General features: G+C 63.2%; 20 protein-coding genes. 9 read left to right on the top strand and 11 right to left on the bottom strand.

Translation table 11 applies throughout. From position 1 onward, the window contains the following. Positions 1-62: 62 nt before the first annotated feature. A complete protein-coding gene (locus tag QEP12_RS04365; RefSeq protein WP_284213473.1) occupies positions 63-665 on the bottom strand; it encodes a tetratricopeptide repeat protein in 603 nt (200 codons plus the stop codon). A 189-nt stretch (positions 666-854) separates the two neighbouring features. Here QEP12_RS04365 and QEP12_RS04370 point away from each other — a divergent pair, with 189 nt between their 5' ends. Further along, on the top strand, positions 855-1,724 hold the full coding sequence (locus QEP12_RS04370; RefSeq protein WP_246254478.1) for a class I SAM-dependent methyltransferase: 870 nt from the start codon (positions 855-857) through the stop codon (positions 1,722-1,724). Here QEP12_RS04370 and QEP12_RS04375 read toward each other — a convergent pair. Continuing rightward, complete coding sequence (locus tag QEP12_RS04375; protein ID WP_284213474.1) at positions 1,721-2,632, bottom strand: AraC family transcriptional regulator; 912 nt, start codon at positions 2,630-2,632, stop codon at positions 1,721-1,723. The genes QEP12_RS04370 and QEP12_RS04375 overlap by 4 nt on opposite strands. A gap of 73 nt (positions 2,633-2,705) precedes the next feature. Here QEP12_RS04375 and QEP12_RS04380 point away from each other — a divergent pair, with 73 nt between their 5' ends. Beyond that, complete coding sequence (locus QEP12_RS04380; RefSeq protein WP_431308060.1) at positions 2,706-3,980, top strand: MFS transporter; 1,275 nt, start codon at positions 2,706-2,708, stop codon at positions 3,978-3,980. Between the two features lie 116 nt (positions 3,981-4,096). Here the strand turns inward: QEP12_RS04380 and QEP12_RS04385 are convergent, their stop codons facing one another. Both QEP12_RS04385 and QEP12_RS04390 read right to left on the bottom strand, forming a co-directional pair. Beyond that, the gene (locus QEP12_RS04385; RefSeq protein WP_284213476.1) at positions 4,097-5,116 is read right to left on the bottom strand and encodes a Bug family tripartite tricarboxylate transporter substrate binding protein; all 1,020 of its coding nucleotides are present in this window, start codon (positions 5,114-5,116) and stop codon (positions 4,097-4,099) included. A gap of 54 nt (positions 5,117-5,170) precedes the next feature. Next, positions 5,171-6,379 (bottom strand): CaiB/BaiF CoA transferase family protein, encoded by a 1,209-nt coding sequence (locus tag QEP12_RS04390; RefSeq protein WP_284213477.1) that lies wholly within the window; start codon positions 6,377-6,379, stop codon positions 5,171-5,173. Positions 6,380-6,498: 119 nt separating this feature from the next. On the opposite strand from QEP12_RS04390, the gene QEP12_RS04395 reads away from it, so the two are divergent. Both QEP12_RS04395 and QEP12_RS04400 read left to right on the top strand, forming a co-directional pair. Then, a complete protein-coding gene (locus QEP12_RS04395) occupies positions 6,499-7,398 on the top strand; it encodes a LysR family transcriptional regulator (RefSeq protein ID WP_284213478.1) in 900 nt (299 codons plus the stop codon). Positions 7,399-7,501: 103 nt separating this feature from the next. Then, positions 7,502-8,284, top strand: a complete 783-nt coding sequence (locus tag QEP12_RS04400; RefSeq protein WP_284213479.1) for a class II aldolase/adducin family protein — start codon at positions 7,502-7,504, stop codon at positions 8,282-8,284. 124 nt (positions 8,285-8,408) lie between these two features. Here the strand turns inward: QEP12_RS04400 and QEP12_RS04405 are convergent, their stop codons facing one another. Together QEP12_RS04405 and QEP12_RS04410 are read right to left on the bottom strand one after the other, a co-directional pair. After that, positions 8,409-9,821, bottom strand: coding sequence for an FAD-binding oxidoreductase (locus QEP12_RS04405; protein WP_174863217.1), 1,413 nt, complete (start codon positions 9,819-9,821; stop codon positions 8,409-8,411). Between the two features lie 246 nt (positions 9,822-10,067). After that, positions 10,068-10,397 carry an EF-hand domain-containing protein gene (locus QEP12_RS04410; RefSeq protein WP_284213480.1) on the bottom strand — a complete coding sequence of 110 codons (330 nt, stop codon included), beginning with the start codon at positions 10,395-10,397 and terminating at the stop codon, positions 10,068-10,070. Between the two features lie 162 nt (positions 10,398-10,559). On the opposite strand from QEP12_RS04410, the gene QEP12_RS04415 reads away from it, so the two are divergent. Continuing rightward, entirely contained in the window at positions 10,560-11,129 is a 570-nt protein-coding gene (locus QEP12_RS04415; RefSeq protein WP_174863212.1) for a cob(I)yrinic acid a,c-diamide adenosyltransferase, read from the top strand. A 212-nt stretch (positions 11,130-11,341) separates the two neighbouring features. Here the strand turns inward: QEP12_RS04415 and QEP12_RS04420 are convergent, their stop codons facing one another. Both QEP12_RS04420 and QEP12_RS04425 read right to left on the bottom strand, forming a co-directional pair. Further along, on the bottom strand, positions 11,342-11,767 hold the full coding sequence (locus tag QEP12_RS04420; protein WP_284213481.1) for a hotdog fold thioesterase: 426 nt from the start codon (positions 11,765-11,767) through the stop codon (positions 11,342-11,344). 77 nt (positions 11,768-11,844) lie between these two features. Beyond that, positions 11,845-12,399, bottom strand: coding sequence for an acyloxyacyl hydrolase (locus tag QEP12_RS04425; RefSeq protein ID WP_284213483.1), 555 nt, complete (start codon positions 12,397-12,399; stop codon positions 11,845-11,847). Between the two features lie 184 nt (positions 12,400-12,583). Here QEP12_RS04425 and recQ point away from each other — a divergent pair, with 184 nt between their 5' ends. The 4 genes from recQ to QEP12_RS04445 all read left to right on the top strand — a co-directional run bounded on the left by recQ (position 12,584) and on the right by QEP12_RS04445 (position 17,812). Beyond that, the gene (recQ, locus tag QEP12_RS04430; protein WP_284213484.1) at positions 12,584-14,449 is read left to right on the top strand and encodes a DNA helicase RecQ; all 1,866 of its coding nucleotides are present in this window, start codon (positions 12,584-12,586) and stop codon (positions 14,447-14,449) included. Between the two features lie 65 nt (positions 14,450-14,514). After that, positions 14,515-16,173, top strand: coding sequence for an acyl-CoA dehydrogenase family protein (locus QEP12_RS04435; RefSeq protein ID WP_284213485.1), 1,659 nt, complete (start codon positions 14,515-14,517; stop codon positions 16,171-16,173). Further along, positions 16,136-17,530 carry a threonine ammonia-lyase gene (locus tag QEP12_RS04440; protein WP_281355024.1) on the top strand — a complete coding sequence of 465 codons (1,395 nt, stop codon included), beginning with the start codon at positions 16,136-16,138 and terminating at the stop codon, positions 17,528-17,530. Before QEP12_RS04435 ends, QEP12_RS04440 begins: the two co-directional genes overlap by 38 nt. Positions 17,531-17,668: 138 nt before the next feature. Next, complete coding sequence (locus tag QEP12_RS04445; protein WP_174863209.1) at positions 17,669-17,812, top strand: hypothetical protein; 144 nt, start codon at positions 17,669-17,671, stop codon at positions 17,810-17,812. Positions 17,813-17,894: 82 nt separating this feature from the next. Here QEP12_RS04445 and scpC read toward each other — a convergent pair whose 3' ends face one another. The 3 genes from scpC to ubiM all read right to left on the bottom strand — a co-directional run bounded on the left by scpC (position 17,895) and on the right by ubiM (position 22,622). Beyond that, the gene (scpC, locus tag QEP12_RS04450; RefSeq protein WP_284213486.1) at positions 17,895-19,409 is read right to left on the bottom strand and encodes a succinyl-CoA:acetate CoA-transferase ScpC; all 1,515 of its coding nucleotides are present in this window, start codon (positions 19,407-19,409) and stop codon (positions 17,895-17,897) included. 388 nt (positions 19,410-19,797) lie between these two features. After that, a complete protein-coding gene (locus QEP12_RS04455; RefSeq protein WP_284213487.1) occupies positions 19,798-21,090 on the bottom strand; it encodes a solute carrier family 23 protein in 1,293 nt (430 codons plus the stop codon). A gap of 245 nt (positions 21,091-21,335) precedes the next feature. Next, positions 21,336-22,622: a 5-demethoxyubiquinol-8 5-hydroxylase UbiM gene (ubiM, locus tag QEP12_RS04460; protein ID WP_431308061.1), complete on the bottom strand. Its 1,287-nt coding sequence runs from the start codon at positions 22,620-22,622 to the stop codon at positions 21,336-21,338. Between the last annotated feature and the right edge of the window lie 140 nt (positions 22,623-22,762).

Raw genomic sequence — 22,762 nt, forward strand, 5'->3', positions numbered from 1 at the left:
GGCAATCGTTCTCTTTCTTAGAAAATAGAGATAGTGAAGGGTGCAACAGGTGTTGCAGGCGATCAAGGTAGGTACCAGCGGGAGCCTCTCCAGTGCCAGTAATACGGGGCTGTGCTGTACCAGTACCCCCAGGACTTGCGATCTGCTTCGCGGATTTGGTAGTTGTTGTGCTCGTTCTGTTTGGCTGCCTGTGCTTGGGGCAGCAGGCGCTGGGCTTCTTTATGGCCGTGTGCGGCGGCACGGGTGAGCCACGCCTCTGCTTCAGCAGGGTCTGCGCCCATTTCTTCAAAGCCCATCAAATAGATGCGTCCCAAAGCAAACTGCGCATCCACCAAGCCTTGGTCACCAGCCTTGCGCATCCACTCAATGGCCTGGTAGCCATCGCGTGCCACACCATCCCCGCGCAGCAGGCGCAGCCCCAAGTCATAGGCTGCCTTGGGGTCTTTTTCGCCCAACTGTTCCAGCGCAGCCAAACGGCGCTCGGCCTCAGGGTCTGAGGGTGCTTGCTGGCGCGTGATGGTGTCGCGGTGCTGGTCTACGCAGCTATTGCCCGTGCACACGCGAACGGTTTCAGGCCGCGACAGTTGGGCGGACGGGGACTGTGACGCACATGCCGATAAGAAGGCGGTGCACAGGGAGAGCCAGACAAATTTTTTGGAAAGCATGAAGTCTCCTCCGCTATTTTTTAATGGCGACATTCTTGTGGTTTTCTTTTGTTAGTGCACACATCGTTTCGTTTTGATACGTTTTGATGACATTTGACGATTTGTTGTCGAAAGTCATAGCCATGGGGCGCAGATGCAGGCCTTGGGCATGAAGGTGCGCGCGCAGGTGCTTTGGTGCAACATCGCCCCATGCGTTTTTTGAACAATTGGATCTGGCCCTTGCCTGCGCTGCTGGTGTGGGTCTTGGCATGGGCGTGTTTTTCGCTGCTGCAGCAAGCAGGTCTTGCGCAGTGGGCTGCTGCGCTGGTGGTTTCTGGCGTGGTGCTGCTCAGTAGTCTTTGGGGGCAGACATGGTGGCGGCGCAGCATGCTGGCGCTGGGTTTTCCGCTGTCGTGGATGGTGCTGGCGACCGGTGATCTGCCCGCCTGGCTGTGGTTGCTGCCACTGGGTGTTTTGCTGCTGGTCTATCCCCTGAACGCCTGGCGGGATGCTCCGGTCTTTCCCACGCCTGCAGGTGCACTGGATGGCCTCGCTGGCCACATTGCGCTGCCCGAAGGCAGCAAGGTACTGGATGCGGGCTGTGGCGTGGGCGATGGGCTGAAGGCGCTGCGCCGTGCGTGGCCCAGCGCTGCTGTTCATGGGGTGGAATGGAGCTGGCCCCTACGCGGCTTGTGCGCGCTGCGCTGCCCCTGGGCCACTGTGCGCCAAGGTGATTTATGGCAGAGCGACTGGTCGCAGTTTGAGTTGGTGTATCTGTTTCAGCGGCCAGAAACCATGAGCCGCGCGGCCGTGAAATCCCTGGGGGAAATGCGCCCAGGCTGCTGGCTGGTGAGTTTGAATTTTCCGATTCCAGACGTCACCCCCACCTACGTGGCAGAGCTGGACGACGGGCGTGAGGTCTATGCCTACCAAACGCCTTTGGCGGAGGTGGACCATGACAGCGTGGAGAGCGACGAAATCGCGGGCATGTTGCCTTTGCGCCCGCAAGGCGTTGTGGTTAACGGCCAGAGCCTGTACCCGCGCAAAGGCCGTCCAGGCGGACGGCGTCGTGGGCCCTAAACCGTAGGCGGTGGGGCGTGCTGCTGGCCCAGGAAGGTGGCAGCCGTCATGCCCACGGTGCGTCGCACCAAGGCGCTGAAGGCGCTGGGGGTGTAGCCCAGCTCTGCCGCAATGTGCGCAATTGGCAACTGGCGTGCCGCCAGTGCGACGGCTTTGGCCAGTACGACCTGCTGGCGCCACTGGGTGAAGGTGCAGCCCAGTTCGGTACGAAACAAGCGTGCCACGGTGCGCAGACTGGCCCCGGTGTCCAAGGCCCAGGCTTCGAGCGTGTCGTGGCGCGTCGGATCTTCCAGCACCGCCTCGCACAGGTGTTTGAGGCGCTTGTCCTGCGGCAGGCGCACGCCCAGATGAATCACGGCAGCACGGCGGATTTCATCGCACACCAGTGCGCTCAGATGGCTTTCACGCGTTTGCTGGGCGGGTGACAGTGGCCCGGCATGGTCGCTGCCAATATCCATTTCCACCACCAGCGCCCGCAGCAGCGGGGAGGCTTCCATCACGCGGCACTCCTGCCATTCCGCATCGTCCATCCAGCGGGCCTGCGCGCCGCCGCCATGCGCTTGTGGCAGAAAGTACAGCGTGTACAGGCAGGCGGTTTCCACCATGGTCACCGCATGTTGCACGCCTGGAGGTACCCAAACGGCGCGGTGCGGCGGCACGATGTAGGTGGCGTTGACCAGTGAGAGCTTGATCACCCCGCCGGTGGAGATGGCCAGCTGCGCCCACGGATGGGTGTGGGGCATGATTAGCGTGTCTTTGTCCAGCTCGCGCATTTTGGAGCGCACAGGGCGCCCCGGATGGGGCTGGTACAGCTGCGGGTCAAGTATCGGAATATGCGCCAGGGTGCGGGCGTTACGGTGTTGATTGACCCCGGGGGCCGCAACCGGCAAGGTGGCAGAAGTGGGCATGGTGCATGGGTTGGCAGATTTGCGATAGCTTTTGGCAGACTATCGCATACCTGCCGCAGGCTTGCTGCCTAAGATGCCATCCATGACTGCTTCTGTGAATGTTCCCGCTCCCGAGCGCCGTGACGCGCGCACCATTGGCCTGGTGGGTCTGGCCCATGGCTCTTCGCACTTTTTCCACCTGCTGTTGCCGCCGCTGTTTCCGTGGCTGATTGCAGACTTTGACACCAGCTACTCGCAGCTGGGCGTCATGGTGTCGCTGTTTTTCATTGTCTCGGGCACCGGGCAAATGCTCTCGGGCTTCTTGGTGGACAAGGTGGGTGCGCAGCGTGTGATGTTTGCCGCGCTCAGCAGCTTTGTAGTGGCGGGGCTGATGGCTGCCGTGGCGCAGAACTACGCCATGCTGCTGGCGGCTTCATTTTTTGCCGGGTTGGGCAATGCGCCGTTTCACCCTGTGGATTTCACCATTTTGAACAAACGCGTGACGGCCAAAAACATCGGCCATGCGTTTTCCGTGCATGGTATCTCCGGCAATATCGGCTGGGCCTCCGCGCCTGTGTTCATGCTGGGCATCACCACCGCCACGGGCTCCTGGCGCATGGCGTGTGCGTGTGGCGCACTGTTTGCGGCGCTGGTGCTCGTCACCATGTGGTGCAACCGCCGCTGGCTGGATGACAAGGCCTTTGACAGCGCTGCCGCGCCCAAAACCCAGGCGGCAGCCGGTGCGGCCGATGCCAGCCCGTTCGCCTATCTGAAGCTGCCTGCCGTGTGGATGTGCTTTGCCTTCTTTTTCTTCAGCACCGTGGGCTTGAGCGCTATCCAGAACTACGCCAGCACGGCCCTGCACCTGATGTATGGCCTGCCGCTGACGCAGACGGCCCTGGTCGTCACCGGTTTTATGTTGTGCGGTGCTGTGGGCATGGTGGGCGGCGGCTTTTTGGCGCAGCGCGTGCAGCGGCTGGAGAAAATCATTGCCACCTTCTTGCTGCTGGCGGCGGGCTGCCTGGCGCTGGTGGCCACGGGCTGGCTGCCCGGCATGGCAGCGCTGGTGGTGGCTTCGGCCGCAGGTTTTGGCCACGGGCTGGCCGGCCCTTCACGCGACATGCTGATCAAGCGCGCCACCCCTGCTGGTGCTACCGGGCGCGTCTACGGCACGGTGTATTCGGGGCTGGACAGCGGCTTTGCCGTGGCAGCGCCCATGTTTGGCTGGATGATGGATCACCAGATGCACAGCCAAGTCTTTTTTGGCGCGGGCATTGCGTTGGCGGTGAGCGTGCTGGCTGCTAGCGCGGTGGGGGTGCAGCTGCACCATAAAAATAAAACAGGAGCGGCTGCCGCTCGTCCTGCTTAAGTTTTCAATATATTTGGCTTTGAAAACCAAAAAGGGAGCACGCGAGGTGCTCCCTTTTTTATTGCTGCGACGGTGCGGATATGCCCCTGCAATCCGTCGCACTTACGGCCGCTGCGTTATTGCGCGCTGATGCCTTTGTCGCTGGCAATCTTGCTCCAGCGGGCATAGTCATGGGCCAGCCGTGCTTTCATGGTGGCGCCGTCCTGGTAGCGAACAATCGCCCCAGCTGCCAGCATTTTCTTTTGCAGCGCGGGGTCGGCCAAGGCCACTTTCAGCTCCTGGTTCAGGCGGTCCACCACGGCTTGCGGGGTGCCCAGCGGCGCGATCAGGCCGCCCCAGGTGTCGGCATCAAAACCGGGGAAGCCCTGCTCGGCCACCGACTTCACGCCGGGCAGCAGCAGCTTGGCCTGCTCGGAGCTGACGGCAATCGCACGCAGCTTGCCTGCCTGGATGTGGGGCAGGGCGGCCACCACGTCGGCGAACATCACGGGAATCTGGCCACCGATCAAATCGGTCACGGCCGGGGCGCTGCCGCGGTAGGCCACGTGCTGCATGTCAAAGCCGCCCAGATCTTTGAGTTGCTCCATCGACAGATGGCCAAAGCTGCCGGTGCCCGAGCTGGTGAAGTTCAGCGGGGGCTCGGCCTTCTTGGCGTGGGCGATCAGGCTGGGCAGGTCCTTCACGTCCGGCAAAACGCGCGGGTTGATGATGATGGCCATGGGCAGGTCATACACCGTGGCAATGGGCAGAAAGTCCTTGCGCACGTCGTACAGGTTGTTCTTGTAGAGCACCGGCGCCAGCAGCGCAGGCATGCCAAACATGGACAGGTTGTAGCCGTCGGCGGGCGACTTGATGAAGATGGAGGTGCCCACCGAGCCCGAGGCCCCGGCGCGGTTTTCAATGATCACGTTCTGGCCCAAACGCTCGGACAAGCTTTGCGCCACCAGGCGGGCGGCAGTGTCGGTGGGGCCGCCGGGCGGGAAGGCCACCACCATCTTGATCATTTTTTCGGGCCACTGGCCGGCAGCCTGGGCCGGTGCCAGCAGGCCGCTGGCCAGGGCGGCGCCACATGCCAGCAAAGCGCTGCGGCGGCTGAGGGTGGATGGGGTGGTGGTGCGAGCGGGGTTGCGTTGCATGGTTTTGTCTCCGTGGTGCAAAAAATGTTGTTGTTGTGAGGGGGAAAGGTCAGGTCAGATGACCTGCTGCTGACGCAGTGCCGCCACGGCCTCGGGCGCCATGCCCAGCAGCTCGTGCAGCACCTCGTGGGTGTGCTGCCCCAGATGGGGCGGCGGGCGGCGCACAGGCAGGCGCTGGCCGTCCATGGCGTAGGGCGGGGCCAGCACCGCTTGGGGGCCGGCCTCGCTGTCGTCAAAGTGGTGCAGCAGGCCGGCTTCGTGCGTGCGCTCGGACTGCAGCGCTTCCAGCAGACCACACACTTCACCGCAGGGGATGTGAGCGGCGCGCAGCTTGTGCAGCAACTCGGCGCGGGTAAAGCGCCGCAGTGCGGCTTCAATCATCGGCATCAGCGTGGCGCGGTGCGCGGAGCGGGCCACATTCGTGGCAAAGCGCTCGTCCGTGGCCCAATCGGGCTGGTCGATCACCTCGGTGCAAAAGCGCACAAACTGGCCGTTGTTGCCCACGGTGATCACCAGCGGGCCATCGGCCGCTTCAAACACGCCATAGGGCACGATGGAGGGGTGGGCGTTGCCGAACTTGGGCGGGTCACCCGCCTGCAGCAGCGCTTCCATGCCGTAGTAGCTGGTAATCATCAGCCCGCAGTCGTACAGCGCCATCTGCACGTGGCGGCCAGTGCCGGTGCGCTCACGCTCCAGCAGCGCAGCCAAAATGGCCTGGGTGGCATACATGCCAGTGAACATGTCCACGGCGGCCACGCCAAACTTGAGCGGGCCCTGGCCCGCCTCGCCGTTCATGGCCATGATGCCGCTCTCGCCTTGCACCACCAGGTCGTAGCCGGGGCGCTGGGCCTCGCTGCCGCTGCGGCTGTAGCCCGAGATGGAGCAGTAGACCAGGCGCGGGTTCAGGGCCGAGAGCTGTTCGTAGCCCAGGCCCAGCTTCTCGGCGCCGCCCACTTTGAAGTTCTGCACCACCACGTCGCACTGTGCGGCCAGCGCGCGCGCCACCTGCAGGCCCGCTTCGGACTGCAGATCCAGCGTGATCGAGCGCTTGTTGCGGTTGGCGCTGTTGAAGTAGGAGGTGTTGCGCGTGCCCACGCGCACGCCCCAGTCGCGGGTGTCGTCGCCGCGTGCCGGGTGCTCGACCTTGATCACATCGGCGCCAAAGTCAGCCAGTGCCATGGCGCACATCGGGCCCGCCAGCACGCGCGAAAGATCCAGCACGCGAATGCCAGCCAGGGGGTGGAGAGAGGAAGAAGATGTCATGCCTGTGGTTCTCATCACCTGCGGGGCAGGCGGCTGGGGTAAGGCATGGATTCTGGATATGTTTAATTATTTTGACAATTGTGCTGATAATTGAAATATATGTTGAATGAAAGTTGACAATGGATGTGAATGCTTTGGGCCTGCTGGTGGAGATCATTGACGCGGGCAATCTGAGCCGCGCTGCGGCCCGCCTGGGCATGAGCCGTGCGAATGTGAGCCACCGGCTGGCGCAGTTTGAACGTGATTTGGGCCAGCAACTGCTGCGCCGCACCACGCGCCAGATCGAGCCTACCGAGCTGGGGCGCCGTCTGTATGAGCATGGCCGCAGCATTCGCCATGAGCTGGCCGCCGCCGATGAATCGGTGGCTGCGCTGGGCCAAGCGCTGCAAGGCCGGGTGCGCCTGAGCGTGCCCAGCGGCTATGGCCAGCTCGCCATGGCGGGTTGGCTGACGGACTTCATGCGCAGCTACCCCGGCATTGCGCTGGAGGTGATTTTTGACAACGCCATCGAAGACCTGATGGATGGCCGCGTGGACTGCGCGGTGCGCGTGATGAACGACCCGCCCGAGCACCTGGTGGCCCGCCATCTGGGGCCCGTGGCCTACGTGGCCTGCGCCACCCCGGCCTGCCTGGCCGAGTGGGGCCAGCCGCAAACCCTGCAAGAGTTGCTGCACCTGCCGCTGATTACCTCGGCCCTGACCGAGCGCACCTTGCGCATGGCCGGGCTGCAGACCTTGGGCCAGGGCGATGCAGCGCTGCGCATGCGGTTGGTCTCGCCCAACTTTTACTTTTTGCGCGAAGCCTTGCTGCAAGGGCTGGGTGTGGGCATCGTGCCCGACTACATGGTGCGCGAATCGGTGGCCCAAGGGGCGCTGCAGGAGCTGCCCCTGCCCGCGGGCAGCCTCGACTTTTTGCGCACGCACAAATACCTGCTGTACATGCCCACGCGGTTTCAGACCCGGGCCATCCAGACCCTGACCGAGTTTGTGCACCAACGTGCGCTGGCTGAGGCAGTGTGAGTGGTGCGGGCGTATCGGGACATGCCCGCAGGTGTCCGCTGCGGCACAGACAGCGCCCAGGGCGCTGCCTAGAGTGGTGCGCACGACCACCAGGAGACATCCCATGAGCCAACCCCTTCCCGCATCCCCGGACATTCCCAGCGTGCAGCACCTGGTCAGCCCCGAAGAGTGGCAGTTGCGCGTCGATCTGGCCGCCTGCTACCGGCTGGTGGCGCTGTATGGCTGGAGCGATCTGGTCTTCACCCACATCAGCGCGCGCCTGCCGGGGCCGGAGCACCACTTTCTGATCAACCCCTACGGGCTGATGTTCGACGAGATCACGGCATCCTCGCTGGTGAAGGTGGACATGCAGTGCAACAAGCTGATGGATTCACCGTACCCGGTGAACCCGGCCGGCTTTGTGATCCACAGCGCCGTGCATGCCGCGCGCGAGGACGTGCAGTGCGTGCTGCACACCCACACGCGCGCCGGTGTGGCGGTGAGTGCGCAAAAGCACGGCGTGCTGCCCATCAGCCAGCAAAGCACGTTTGTGCTGGCCTCGCTGGCCTATCACGACTACGAAGGCGTGGCCTTTCGCGACGACGAGAAGCCGCGCCTGCAGGCCGATATGGGCCGCGCCAATTTTCTGATGCTGCGCAACCATGGGCTGCTGACCTGCGGGCGCAGCATTGCCGATGCGTTTTTGTCGATGTACACGTTTGAGGCGGCCTGCAAGATCCAGGTCGATGCACTGGCCGGTGGCACCGAGCTGACGCAGGTGAACCCCGCCATCGTGCAGGGTGTGGCCCACGCCTCCAAGGTGCAGACCGGGGGCATGGGCGGGGCGTTTGTCTGGCCGTCGCTGCTGCGCAAGCTGGACCGCGAATCGCCGGGCTACCGCTTCTAAAAAGCGCAAAAAAATTCGTCACCCCACGGGGTGACGAATTCAAACAAAAAGAGCTTGTCGTGCGCTTGCAGAGCGCGTGACAAGCTCTTTTTTTGGGAGCAAACCGCTTCGATCGTGTAGTTTCTTACAGCGTGAAGATCTTGCCCGGGTTCAGGATGTTCTTGGGGTCCAGCGCCTGCTTGATGGCGGCCATCATGGCGATGGCGCCGTCGCCGCATTCCTCGCGCAGAAAGTCCTGCTTGTGGATGCCGATGCCGTGCTCGCCGGTGCAGGTGCCTTCCATGGCGATGGCGCGGCGCACCAGGGCATGGTTCAGGGCTTCGGCGCGCTCGCGTTCTTCATGGTTGTCGGGGTCGATCAAATAGCCGAAGTGGAAGTTGCCATCACCCACGTGGCCCACCAGGAAGTAGGGGATGCCGCTGGCGTTGACTTCGTCGATGGACTCCAGCAGGCAGTCGGCCAGGCGGCTGATGGGCACGCAGGTGTCGGTGGTGATGCTGCGGCAGCCCGGGCGGCTTTGGATGCCGGCAAAGTAGGCGTTGTGGCGGGCGGTGAACAGGCGGGTGCGCTCTTCGGGCGTGTCGGCCCATTCAAAGCCCTTGGCGTCGAACTCGGCCGCAATGTCTTGCACCATCTCGGCCTGTTCCTTCACGCCGTTGGGGCTGCCGTGGAATTCCATCAGCAGCATGGGTTCTTCGCGCAGCGTGAGGTTGCTGTGCTTGTTGACCATGGCCACGGTGGCGGCGTCCACCAGCTCCACGCGGGCGATGGGCACACCCATCTGGATGGTCTGGATCACGGTGTGCACGGCGTCGGCAATGCTGGGGAAGGAGCACACGGCGGCGCTCACCGCTTCGGGCAGCGGGAACAGGCGCAGCGTGATCTCGGTGAAGATGCCCAGTGTGCCTTCGCTGCCCACCATCAGGCGCGTCAGGTCGTAGCCGGCTGCACTTTTCTTGGCGCGGTTGCCGGTGCGGATCACCTCGCCGCTGGCGGTCACCACCTCCAGTGCCAGCACGTTCTCGCGCATGGTGCCGTAGCGCACGGCATTCGTGCCGCTGGCGCGCGTGGCGGTCATGCCGCCGATGGAGGCGTCGGCCCCGGGGTCGATGGGGAAGAACAGGCCCTGGTCCTTGATGGCGTCGTTGAGCTGCTTGCGCAGGATGCCGGGCTGCACGGTAACGGTCATGTCCTCGGCGTTGACGCGCAGCACGCGGTGCATGCGGCTGACGTCGATGCTGATGCCGCCCTGCACTGCCAGCAGATGGCCCTCCAGCGAGGAGCCGGCGCCGTAGGCGATCACGGGCACGGTGTACTGGTCGGCCAGTTGCACGGCATCGGCCACGTCCTGCGTGCTTTCGGCGTAGACCACGGCCACGGGCGGCGGGGCCTGGATGGAGCCTTCGTCACGGCCGTGCTGTTCGCACACGGCCTGGGCGGTGGAGCACTGCTTGCCAAAACGGGACTGCAGCGCCTGCAAAAAAGCCGGGGAAATAGCACGGGGCTGCAAGTGCAGGGAAGAGGTGGGGGCGTTCATCATGGACTCCAAAAACACCCAAAAAGAATACCACCGGCAGTTGCGGCGCAGCGCCCGTAAAAGGGCGCTGCGGCATTCGTCAAGCGGGGATGCGGCTGCCAAGGCGTGTGACCTTGGTGCGTTGAGCGGGCGCGCTGAGAGGTGTTCAAAAGATCCTGCTACGTATGCCTTTCATACGTGCTGCCTGCGGCTTCACGCCCCGTCTTGGGCACCCAACCTGGATGGGCGGGGTGAAGTGCCAGGCGCTTATTCGTGGCGTTGGGCGTTGAGCAAGAACTCTTCCAGCGAAATCTGGCCGTTGCCATCGCGGTCCCACTGCTCAAACTGTTCCGACACACTGGGCAGGTTTTTGGCTTCCGCGCGGGAGAGCTGTCCATCGCGGTTCACATCGCTGCGCATGAACACTTCCGAAGGCGTCAGTGCCTTGGCGGTGAGGGTGGGCTGCGCGCTGGCGTCGGGGGTGGAAGGCGCTGCCGCCTGCGCGAAGACTGCGGTGGTGCCGCCCAAGGTCAGGCTGGTAAACAGCACCACGCTGCGCAGGTCAAAAGCATGGAGGTGGCGGTGATTGCTTGGCATCTGTGTGCTCCTTGGCAAGTTCAACATGCGGCCATTGCACCGAACACGGCCCACTATGTCCATGATTTTTGCGGGCTGTTTCCTGCACCAACATTCGCCTGCACCATGTAACGCACAATGGCCGCTACGGCCCGCTGGCGGGCATTCAATGAGGAGTTTTTGATGGGCAATCGCCTTACACAAATTGCCACACGCACCGGGGACGACGGCACCACGGGCCTGGGCGACAACACCCGTGTTTCCAAAAACAGCGGCCGCCCGCATGCCATGGGCGATGTGGACGAGCTGAACAGCCACATCGGTCTGTTGCTGTGCGAGCCCTTGCCTGCGGAGGTGCGCGAGGTGCTGGTGCAGGTGCAGCACCAGCTGTTCAACCTGGGCGGTGAGATTGCGATGCCCGGCTATGAGTTGCTCAAAGACGATGCGCTGCTGCAGCTGGATGAAGCCTTGGCGCACTACAACGCCCAGCTGCCGCGCTTGCTGGAATTCATCCTGCCTGCGGGCACGCGCGCTGCGTCGCAGGCCCATGTCTGCCGCACCGTGGCGCGCCGCGCCGAGCGCAGCGTGGTGGCGCTGCAAGAGCAGGAGGCGATGCGCCCCGCCCCGCGCCAGTATTTGAATCGCTTGTCGGATTTGCTGTTTGTGCTGGCCCGCGTGCTCAACCGCATGGATGGCGGCGACGATGTGTACTGGAAGAGCGAGCGCCTGGCGCAGATGCAAAGCGCTGACTGAGGCAGACACTCTGCGACATATGTAAAAAAAGGAGCTGCCTGCGCGCTTGCAAGCTGGTTTTTCAGGGCATTTAAGCCTTAAAACCAAGCCAGATGAGCGCAGGCAGCTATTTTTTTTCAAGTGCCGGGCTTATCCGCTGGCCTTGGTAGCCGGCGATTGCTGTCTCCGCGTGCAGCCCGTGGTGGTAGCGCGGCAGGCGGCGCGCTACGTATTTAAGCCTTGGGCGGCAGGATGGCCATGGTGATGCGGGAGACGCAGGTGGGCTTGCCGTCATCGCCCACCATGTCGATTTGCCAGACTTGCGTGGTCTTGCCAATGTGCACGGCTTTGGCGGTGCCTGTAACCCAGCCGCTGCGCGCGGAGCGCAGGTGGTTGGCGTTGATATCCAGGCCCACGGCCAAGTGACCTTCGGGTGCCGCGTGGTAGGCCGCGATGGAGCCCAGGGTTTCAGCCAGCACCACGCTGACACCGCCATGCAGCAAGCCAAACGGCTGCTTGGTGCGGTGGTCCACCGGCACGCGGCCTACCAAGGAGTCATCGCCCACCTCGGTGATTTCAATGCCCAAATGCTCGACCGCTGTGTGGGCGTTGCGAGCGTTGATGTCGGCCAATTGCGTGGGTTTGAGCCAGATCGACATGTAGGTGTTCTCCAAAGCAATAAGGCCACATGATGTGGCCTTGTGCGGGGTCGGCGTGTGTACTTGGTGACAGCGTTTCAGAAAGCGTGCGCGTAGCGCAGCTGCACAAAATTGATGCCGGGGTTGGGGTTTTGGATGCCCGCGTTGGAGGCATGCTGCAGCCGCAGCGACAGCTCGTGCGCACGCTGGTGCCCAAAGTTCATACCCACCCCCACATGGCTGGCGAAGTTAAAGCGGGTGCCCATGCGCTGGCCGTCGTTATACAGCCGCTTGCCTGTGGCCATGATGCCGGTGCCAGCCTCCACAAACCAAGGCGATGTACCTTGTGCCCCACGCCAGCGCAGGCTGGGGCCGATACCCAGCGCAGGGGTGGTGAAGCGGTGGTTGTTGAGGTCTTTGTTGGACCAGCCACCAAGCCAGATGTCCCAGTGGCCGCGTACTTGGCCGCTGCCTAAAGACCATGGCCCGTTTTTCCATGGCAGCGTCGTACCGAGGACGGCGGCATGGCTGCTTTCCTCGCCTTGGGCGATTTGCAGATACCACGTGGGGCGTGCGTCCAGATCCTGTGCGTACACCGTGTGGGATGTGATGCAGATGGCCAGTGCCAAGCCGACATATATCTTGGGTTGCATAAAGTCTCCGAAAACCGACAGGGAGCACCCTCAGTGCCCAGTTGACTTGTGTGTTGTATGGCAAAAATTGTGCGCACCCCTGTAAAACAGACTTGTCCGCAGGGGGCTTGTCGTGGTGTGAGCCAGCAGGCACTGGCGCAGCGCACAATACGCGGTTTCCCCGCGTCTGATAGAGGAATTTGCCTTGTCCCCCGCCCACACCGTTTTGCAAGATGTCTTTGGCTACGAAGCCTTTCGCGGCCCGCAGCAAGCCATCGTCGAGCATGTGGTGGCAGGCGGTGACGCGCTGGTGCTCATGCCCACGGGCGGTGGCAAAAGCCTGTGCTACCAAATTCCCGCCATCGTGCGCCAGCAGCAAGGGCAGGGCGTGGCGATTGTGGTTTCACCTTTGATTGCGCTGATGCACGACCAGGTCGGGGCGCTGCATGAAGCGGGCGTGAAGGCCGCATTTCTCAATTCTTCGCTGGACTGGCAGCAGGCGCAGGATGTGGAATGGCAGATGCAAAGCGGCCAGCTCACGCTGCTGTATGTGGCGCCGGAGCGCCTGGTCACACCGCGTTTTCTGGGGTTGCTGGATGACCTGTACGCCAACGGCCAGCTGGGCCTGTTTGCGATCGACGAAGCGCATTGCGTGAGCCAGTGGGGGCATGACTTTCGCCCCGAATACCGAGCGCTTTCCGTGCTGCATGAGCGCTATGCCGGTGTGCCGCGCATTGCGCTCACGGCCACGGCCGATGCACTGACCCGCGCCGATATCGTCGAGCGCCTGCACCTGGAGCAGGCGCAGCAGTTTGTCAGCAGCTTTGACCGCCCCAATATCCGCTACACCATCGTCGAGAAAAAAGACGTCACCAACCAGCTGGTGCGCTGGATCAAGCACGAGCACGAGGGCGAAGCCGGCGTGGTGTACTGCCTCTCGCGCCGCCGCGTGGAAGAGCTGGCGCAAACGCTGCAGGACCACGGTATCCACGCGCTGCCCTACCACGCAGGCTTGCCCGGCGATATGCGCCAGCTGCACCAGAACCGCTTCTTGCGCGAAGACGGGATTGTGGTGGTGGCCACGATTGCGTTTGGCATGGGCATCGACAAGCCCGATGTGCGCTTTGTGGCGCACGTGGACATGCCGCGCAACATCGAAGGCTACTACCAGGAAACCGGCCGCGCGGGCCGCGATGGCCTGCCTGCGCAGGCATGGATGGCCTATGGCATCTCCGATGTGGTGAACCAGCGCCGCATGATTGACGAGGGCAATGCCGAAGAGGTGTTCAAAGATGTGCTGCGCGGCAAGCTTGATGCCTTGCTGACGCTGGCCGAAGCCACCGACTGCCGCCGGGTGCGCCTGCTGCAGTACTTTGGCGAGCAGTCCGAGCCCTGTGGCAACTGCGACAACTGCCTGCACCCCCCCGCCATCTGGGACGGCACCGATGCCGCGCGCAAGCTGCTGTCCACCATTTACCGTGTGCACGAGATGAGCCAGCTGACCTTTGGTGCGGGCCACATCATGGACGTGGTGCGCGGCAAAACCACGGACAAAGTCACGCAGTATCTGCACGACAAAGTCTCGGCTTTTGGCGTGGGCAAAGAGTATTCGGAGCAGCAGCTGCGCGGCGTGATGCGCCAGTTGCTGGCCACGGGCGCGCTGGGCTTGCACAAGGTCACCAGCGAGAACAGTGGCCATGTGTTTGACACGCTCACGCTCACGCCGCAGTCGCGCGCCGTGCTGCGCGGCGAGGTGAAGGTTTTGCTGCGCGAATCGGTGGCGGCCCAGCGCACGCGCAGCAACAAGCGCAGCACACCAACGAGTGCAGCGGCCATCAACCTGGGGCCTGATGCGCAGGTGCGCTTCATCAACCTCAAAGCCTGGCGCGCCGAGGTGGCCAAGGCGCACGATTTGCCGGCCTATGTCATCTTCAACGATGCCACTCTGGTGGGCATTGCCGAGCGCAATCCGCAGACCTTGGCAGACTTGCAAGGCATCAGCGGCATTGGTGCCAAAAAGCTCGAAGCCTATGGCGCTGAGGTGCTGCGCGTGGTGAGCATCAGCGGCTAGCGTTGACCCTGTAGCTGCGCCTCCCCCACGCTTTTAGACTGCGTGTTCCGTCTGGGAGGTGTGCCATGAACCCTTGGGAAACGCACGAAGTCCACAACCAGTTTGATGAGCTGAGGGACGTGAACTTGCTGGGCGCTGACCCAGCCTTGCAGGAGGCATTGGCCCGCGCGGGGGCGCAGGCCTGGGTGCCGCAGTTGCACCGGTATGCCCACGATCTCGGGTCTTCAGCCGCGTGGGAGCTGGCACATTGGGCCAATACCGCGGGCCCGCAATTGCAGCGCTTTGATGCACGCGGGCGCTTGCGCGAAACGGTGGAGTTTCATCCCGCATGGCATGCCTTGCTGGGCATGTACCGCGCGCAGGGCTTGGTCAGCCTGCCGTTTGACAATGCGCAGCCGGGCCGCTTCAGTGCCTGGGCTGCAGGCTTTTACCTGCACGGGCAGGTGGAGCAGGGCACGCTGTGCCCCGCCACCATGACCACAGCGGCGATTGGGCTGCTGCGCCAAGAGCCTGCGTTGTGGGCGCAGCTCAAGCCAGGGTTGTTCAGCCCCAGTTATGACAGCCGCGACCTGCCTTGCAGCCAGAAAACATCGCTGTGGATCGGGATGGGCATGACGGAAAAGCAAGGCGGCTCGGATGTGCGTGCCAACACCACCACGGCCACGCCTGTGGCAGCGGGTGGGCGCGGTGGCGCATACCTGCTGCGCGGTCACAAATGGTTTTTCTCGGCCCCCACCAGCGATGCGCATCTGGTCGTGGCGCAGCTGGCCGATGGCAGCGGCCCCGCTTGTTTGTGGGTGCCGCGCTGGCGCCCGGATGGCACGCGCAACAGCATTCGCATTCAGCAGTTGAAAGACAAGCTGGGCAACCGCAGCAATGCTAGCAGCGAGGTGGAGTTTCAAGACGCCTGGGGCGTGCTGGTGGGTGAGGAAGGGCGGGGCATTCCCACCATCATCGAGATGGCGGCCATGACGCGCCTGAACTGCGTGCTCGGCAGTGCCGCCATCTTGCGCACGGCCACCGTGCAGGCACTGGCCTATGCGCGCCAGCGTCGGGCCTTTGGCAAGGTGCTGGTGCAGCAACCGTTGATGCGCAATGTGCTGGCGGACCTGGCGCTGGAAAGCGAAGCTGCCATGACGCTGGGCATGCGCCTGGCACAGGCCTTTGAGCACGCGGCCTCCCCGCTGGAGCAGGCCTGGAAGCGCATGCTCACCCCCGCCGCGAAATTCTGGATCTGCAAGCGCGCAACGGCGCTGGTGGCCGAGGCCATGGAAGTCATGGGTGGCAACGGTTATGTGGAGCGCAGCGTCATGGCGCGCCTGCTGCGCGAGGCGCCGGTCAATTCCATCTGGGAAGGCTCGGGCAACATCATGTGCCTGGATGTGCTGCGCGCGCTGGCGCGTGACCCTGAAGGCGCTGCCTGCTTGTTGCACGATCTGCAGCAGCACTGCGAGGGTGTGCCGGTGCTGCACAACACTTTGCAGGCGCTGGCAGCGGCGCTGCGCCAGCCCGCCGCACAGCTAGAGGCCCAGGCGCGCCACTGGGTGCAGCAACTGGTGCTGGCGGCACAAGCGGGCTTGTTGCTGCGGCACGCGCCCCAGGCCGTGGCGCAGGCCTTTGTGCGCTCCAGGCTGGGCTCCAGCAGCTGTGGCTGGGTGGTGGGGGCTCTGGATGTGCAGGGCGGTGATGTCGAGGCCATTTTGCAGCGCGCATTGCCGCAATGAAAAGAACGTAGCAGCTTGCGCATATCTAAAGCCAATTTGCGATTGCTTTCATGCTGAAAGCAAGGAAATCCATGCGCTGGCCGCTTCAATATTTGAAAAGAATTTTGCAACCACACGGGCTTCACCAGCGCACACATTGCGCCAGAATGTGCAGACCATGCTGAGTTATTCCGATATCCAAGCCGCCGCCGTTCGCTTGCGCGACCACATCTTGCGCACGCCCTGTGTGGAGTCAAAAACCCTCTCGCACATCGTCGGTGCGCAGGTGTTTTTGAAATTTGAAAACCTGCAGTTCACCGCCTCGTTCAAAGAGCGTGGCGCGTGCAACCGCCTGCAGCTGCTGAGCGCGGAAGAAAAAGCGCGCGGTGTGATCGCCATGAGTGCGGGCAACCACGCCCAGGGCCTGGCCTACCACGCCCAGCGCACGGGGGTGCATGCCGTCATCGTGATGCCGCGCTTTACGCCCGGCGTGAAGGTGGAGCGCACGCGCGGCTTTGGCGCAGAAGTGGTGTTGCATGGCGATACGCTGGAAGCCGCACGCCAGCATGCCTACCAGCTGGCAGCACAGCGCCAGCTGACCTTTGTGCACCCCTTCGATGACGAAGCGGTGGCCGCCGGCCAGGGCACGCTAGCGCTGGAGATGCTGGCCGATCAGCCGGACCTGGATACGCTGGTGGTGGCGATTGGCGGAGGCGGCCTGATTGCAGGCGTTGCCACCGCAGCCAAAGCCCTCAAGCCCGAGATACGGGTGGTGGGGGTGCAGACGGAGCGCTTTCCCTCCATGCTCAACGCGGTGCAAGGCAGCCACTTGCCCATGGGCACATCCACCATTGCCGAAGGCATTGCGGTGGCCACGGCCGGCACTATCACCCAGGCGGTAGTGCGTGAGCGCGTGGACGAGTTGCTGCTGGTGGACGAAGGCGATATTGAGCAGGCGGTGCTCATGCTGCTGGAGATTGAGAAAACCCTGGTCGAAGGCGCAGGCGCGGCAGGGCTGGCGGCGCTGATTCGCCACCGCGAGAAGTTCCAGGGTCAGAAAGTGGGCTTGGTGCTGTCAGGGGGGAATATCGACCCGCTGCTGCTGGCAGCCATCATTGAGCGCGGGATGGCACGCTCGGGGCGGCTGGCGCGCATCCGCGTGAGCGCACGCGATGTGCCCGGCGTGCTGGCCAAAATTACCGCCACGGTGGCCGAGGCTGGCGCCAACATCGAAGAGGTGCACCACCAGCGCGCCTTCACCTTGCTGGCGGCGCAAAACGTTGATATTGATCTGGTGCTGCAAACGCGCAATGTGCAGCACATTGAAGACGTGTTGCAGGCACTGCGCGCCGGCGGCATGGAGACCGCGCGGCTGTAAAGCCTTTTGCAGCCCGGGCCCCGGCCTCAGGGTTAGCCAGTGCGCGCGGGCCGGGCTGCCTGCCTAGAATGAACCGCAACTGGCCGTCGGCCCGGCGCCGGTTCTTGTTCAACGCTTTGCAGTGAGGAGGTTGCGCCCATGAATGATTCCCATGATCCTGCCACACCCCAGCCGCCCGAAGATGCGGTCGAAGCGGTCGTGCCCCTGATCCCTGTGGTCCTGCCCCTGGTGGGCGCGGCCATGATGTTTCTGCTGGCCTTTATTGCGGTCACCATGGCCTAGGCTGAAAAGCGCTTTTCAGCGGCGCACATTCATAAAAAAACCAGCTGCTTTGCAGCTGGTTTTTTTGTGGGCGCAGCGTGGCTTAGATGCGCATGTCGCCGGTGTCCATGAAGCGCTGGTGCCAGCTCAGTGCCTCGGTCAGGATGTGCGGCGTGTGCTGTGCGCCTTGGTGGCGGGCGCGGTCAAAGTAGTCCTGCAACTGGTCGCGGTAGTCCGGGTGCGCACACTTTTCAATGATGACTTTGGCGCGCTGCTTGGGTGACAGGCCGCGCAGATCGGCCAGACCTTGTTCGGTGACGATGATCTGCGTGTCGTGCTCGGTGTGATCCACGTGCGAGCACATGGGCACGATGCAGCTGATCTTGCCGTCCTTGGCCACCGAGGGCGTGACGAAGAACGACAGGTAGCCGTTGCGCGCAAAGTCGCCCGAGCCGCCGATGCCGTTCATCATGCCCGTGCCCATCACGTGGGTGGAGTTGATGTTGCCGTAGATGTCGGCCTCGATCATTGAGTTCATGGCGATGATGCCCAGACGGCGCACCAGCTCCGGGTGGTTCGAGATTTCCTGCGGGCGCAAGATGATGCGCTCGCGGTAGAAGTCGATGTTGTCCTCAAAGTCCTTGTAGGCCGCTGCAGACAGCGAAATGGACGTGGCCGAGGCCTTGGTCATCTTGCCTGCGCGCAGCAGGTCCAGCATGCCGTCTTGCAGCACTTCGGTGAAGCCCAGCAGGTTCTCGAACGGGCCGGTCAGCAAACCGGCCAGCACGGCGTTGGCCACATTGCCCACGCCCGACTGGATGGGCAGCATTTCCTTGGGCAGGCGGCCCATCTTCATCTCGTGCGAGAGGAAATCGATGATGGAGGCCGCGATGGTGTTGGACTGCGCATCGGGCGCTGCAAACACGTTGTCGCGGTCACCCTTGTGGGTTTCCACCACGGCAATCACCTTGGCGGGGTCGACACGCAGGTACTGCTCACCAATGCGGTCATCGGCATGCGTCATGCTGATGGGCATGCGGCGCGGTGGAATGGCGGTGCCGTAGTAGATGTCGTGCATGCCTTCCATCTTGGCGGGCGGCTTGGTGTTCACTTCCAGGATCACCTTGTCCGCAATTTCCAGCCAGGTCTTGTTGTTGCCCACGGCGGTCGACGGAATCAGCAGGCCATCGGCGGTTACGCCCAGCACTTCCACCACCGCAATGTGCATGTGGCCGAGGAAGCCAAACCAGGCGTGCTGGGCCACGTGCGACAGGTGCATGTCGATGAAGTCGATCTCGCCGCTGTTGATGGCCTTGCGCGCGATCGGGTCGGTGTTGAAGGGCAGGCGCTGGCCCAGGGCGTGGGCTTCGGCCATCACGCCATCGCATTCGGCAGCGGTGGAAGCGCCGGTCCATACATTGATCTTGTAGGGCTTGCCTGCGGCATGCTCGGCCTTGGCGCGGGCAGCAATCGCCTGGGGCAGCGCCTTGGGGTAGCCCGCACCGGTAAAGCCGCTCATGCCCACGTTCACGCCGTGTGGAATCAGGGCTGCGGCCGCTTCGGCCGACATGAGGAGGTTATTAAATTGTGGGTAGCGCACGCGCTCTGCCAGGCTCATCGAGGTTTCTCCAACTTTGCAAAAACAAGCCGCCTGTGGCGGCGGCTTTGTAGGGGCTGTGCAACTGCAGTAGCAAGGTTTTTTTCAGCGCAGGCACCACGCGGTGCGCTGCGCAGGGTCTTGCGTGCTGCAGTTCTACAGGCTCCAATCTCCGGGGGTGATGGTATCAGTGTTAACCCTCTGCCACAGAATAGCGGGTATGGCTTGGTGTGTATCTAACCTATTGTTATTACGTGCGATACCAGGCAGCGATCGCTTACTTCATGGCGCAATGGCTTGCTCTTGGAAATGCTGCGGTGCAGCATGATTGGGCGAAAAAAACCGACCTGCATGCAGGTCGGTGGTGCGCATCCGCCGCAGAGCGCGGCATGCGGTGCGTCGAGTGTGCTTAGTGCGTCTTGGCGCGGCTCAGCAGTGCGTACAGCAAGATGGCGCCAAACGTGGCGCAACCAATGCCGCCCAGGGCGAAGTCGCCAAACTTCAGCGTGAATTCGCCAGTGCCCAAAATCAGGGTGATGGCCGCCACGATCAGGTTCTTGGTGTCCGAGAAGTCCACCTTGTTGTCCACCCAGATCTTGGCCCCCGCAATCGCGATCAGGCCGAACACCACGATGGACACGCCACCCATGACGGGCAGCGGAATCGCCTGAATCAGTGCGCCAAACTTGGGGCTAAAGCCTAGGAGCACCGCCAAGATGGCGGCCACCATGAACACGGCGGTCGAGTAGATGCGGGTAGCGGCCATGACGCCGATGTTTTCGGCGTAGGTGGTCACGCCCGTGCCGCCGGCTGCGCCGGAGACCATGGTGGCCACGCCGTCACCGATGAAGGCCCGGCCCATGTACTGGTCCAGGTTCTTGCCGGTCATGGCGGTCACGGCCTTGATGTGGCCCAGGTTCTCGGCCACCAAGATGATGACCACGGGCACGATCAGCAGCATGGCGTTGGCGTCAAACACGGGCGAGTGGAAGGTGGGCAGGCCAAACCATGCCGCATTCGCCACGCCGCTCAGGTCCACCGGCTTGCCCAGGCCCATGCCGTTGGTCAGCACGGCGTAGATGATGCTGGCCACAATCAGGCCAATCAAAATCAGCAGGCGCTGCAGCATGCCCTTGGTGAACACGGCCACCAGGGCCACGGACACAAAGGTCACCGCCTGCATCCAGGCTTCAAAGTTGTTGGCCGCCATGTTCTTGACGGGAATGGCCGCCAGATTCAGGCCAATCACCGCCACCACGGCACCGGTCACAACCGGGGGCATGAAGCGCTCGATCCAGCCCGTACCCACCAGGTGCACCACGACACCAATCAAGGTGTAGACCAAGCCGCACATGATGATGCCGCCCAGCGCCACGCCAATGTTGCCGTTGGCGCCCTGGCCTGCAAAGCCGGTGGCGGCAATCACCACGCCGATGAAGGCAAACGACGAGCCCAGGTAACTGGGCACTTTGCCGCCGGTGATGAGAAAGAAGATCAGGGTGCCGATACCGCTCATCAGCACGGCCACGTTGGGGTCAAAGCCCATGAGGATGGGAGCCAGCACGGTCGAGCCAAACATGGCGATCACGTGCTGAATGCCCATCAGGCCGGTTTGTGTCCAGGGCAGGCGCTCATCAGGCCCAATGACGCCGCCGCCTTGCAGCACGGCTGGGGACTTTTCAGTCCAGGAAAACATTCCCATTTGTATGGCTCCGTAAAAATTGCTGGCGCGATGTTAGAGGCTTTCGCGCGCACGCGACACCGCCGGGCAGCGCACACGTGCTGCCATGTCAGATAAGAGGAAGCAGAGAGCGTGCCAGCGTGGTTTTTGCTGGGCTTTGTTTTTAGGAGCATGTAGCGCAAGTGTTTGCTTGCATTGAGGCGCTTAAGGCTTCAAAAGCAAGCAAACACCAGCGCTAGGCACTCCTGTTTTTGCGTGCGCTGGGGTCAGCGGCTGTTGCGCGGAAAAAACGGTGGGCGCGGCAATTGGCGGCCTATCAGCGTCCAGGCGCTGCGACCGGTGAGCTGGGCCACGATGGCGGCCTTGAGGGGCGGAATGCGGCGCGAGGCCTCAATGATGGCTGTGCGCACCAAGCGGGGCACGGGGCGCGCATCGGTAAACAGCTTCACCACCGTGTTGGTGCCCTGGAAGATGGGCCAGGCATGGCGGTGGTGGCCCTGTGCGTAGGGGGCCAGCACGGCGGCCTTGCCCCAGTCTTGACCGGCAGCGCGGGCAGAGACGATGCAGGCGGTCAGGCGTTCCACGCCGGACAGGCCCAGGTTGTAGCCATGGGCCGTGACCGGGTGCATGCCGACCGCGGCGTCGCCCAGCAGGGCAAAACGCTCACCACTGAAACGGTGGGCATAGGTGGCCACCAGGGGGTAAATGTGGCGCTCGCCCACCAGTTGCATATCGCCCAGACGGCTTTGGAAGTGGTTTTGCACATGGGCGGCAAAGTCTTCGGGCGACAGCTGCATCAGTTGCTGCGCATCGGCCGAATCGGTGGTGACCACGGCCGAGCACAGCAGCTCGCCGGTGTCCGGGTCGGGCTGCACGGGCAAGATAGCCAGGGTGCGGTCATAGCCAAAGCACTCATGGGCCTTGTCTTCGTGCGAGATGCTGGTGCGCATGCGGCAGACGATCACGCTGCGGCCAAAGTCGGTCATTTGCGTGCCCACGCCCAGCATGCGCCGCACCGCAGAAAAACGGCTGTCTGCGGCCACGACCAGCGGGGCTTTGAGCGGGGCCGCATCCACGCGCACCCCGTTGTCGTCCTGCGTGTAATGCACTTCGGCGTGGCTGTCGCTGGTGGTGACTTGCGTCACCCGTGCGCCGGTGATGATGTGCACGCCCTGGGTGGTGCTGGCCACTTCCCAGGCGGTGCGGCGCAGCGCAAAGTTGGGCACGATACGGCCCAGATAGTCTGCACCGCTGCCCTCCGCGACGATGTCGAGCGTGGAGCGCACACCCACCGGGCCATCGTGCACGATGGCGTCCCGAATCATGCCGATCTCGTGATCCTGCAGGCGCGCCCAGGTGCCCAGGCGCTGCAAGGTCTGCACGCTGGGGTGGGTCAGCGCAATCTCGCGGCCATCGGGCGCGGGGCTGGCCAGTTGGGATTCGTCCTGCAGCTCCAGCACCGTGGCTTGCAAGCCCGCGTGGGCCAAAGAGATGGCGAGCGACAGGCCGGCAGGACCTGCGCCCACGATAAGGACATCGGTGTTCATGGACATGTGTGCAATCACTGTGAAAGTGGGCCCCTATTGTGGCCCGGTCTGTAGGCGGTCTTTGTCAGTGCTGAAGGCGCATTGTGCGTCGGTTTGCGCGCTGGATGGCTTGCACTGTATCAAGGGCACGGTGTGGGTGCGCCTTC

The sequence above is a fragment of the Comamonas jiangduensis genome, assembly GCF_030162955.1.
Lineage (GTDB): Bacteria > Pseudomonadota > Gammaproteobacteria > Burkholderiales > Burkholderiaceae_C > Comamonas > Comamonas jiangduensis.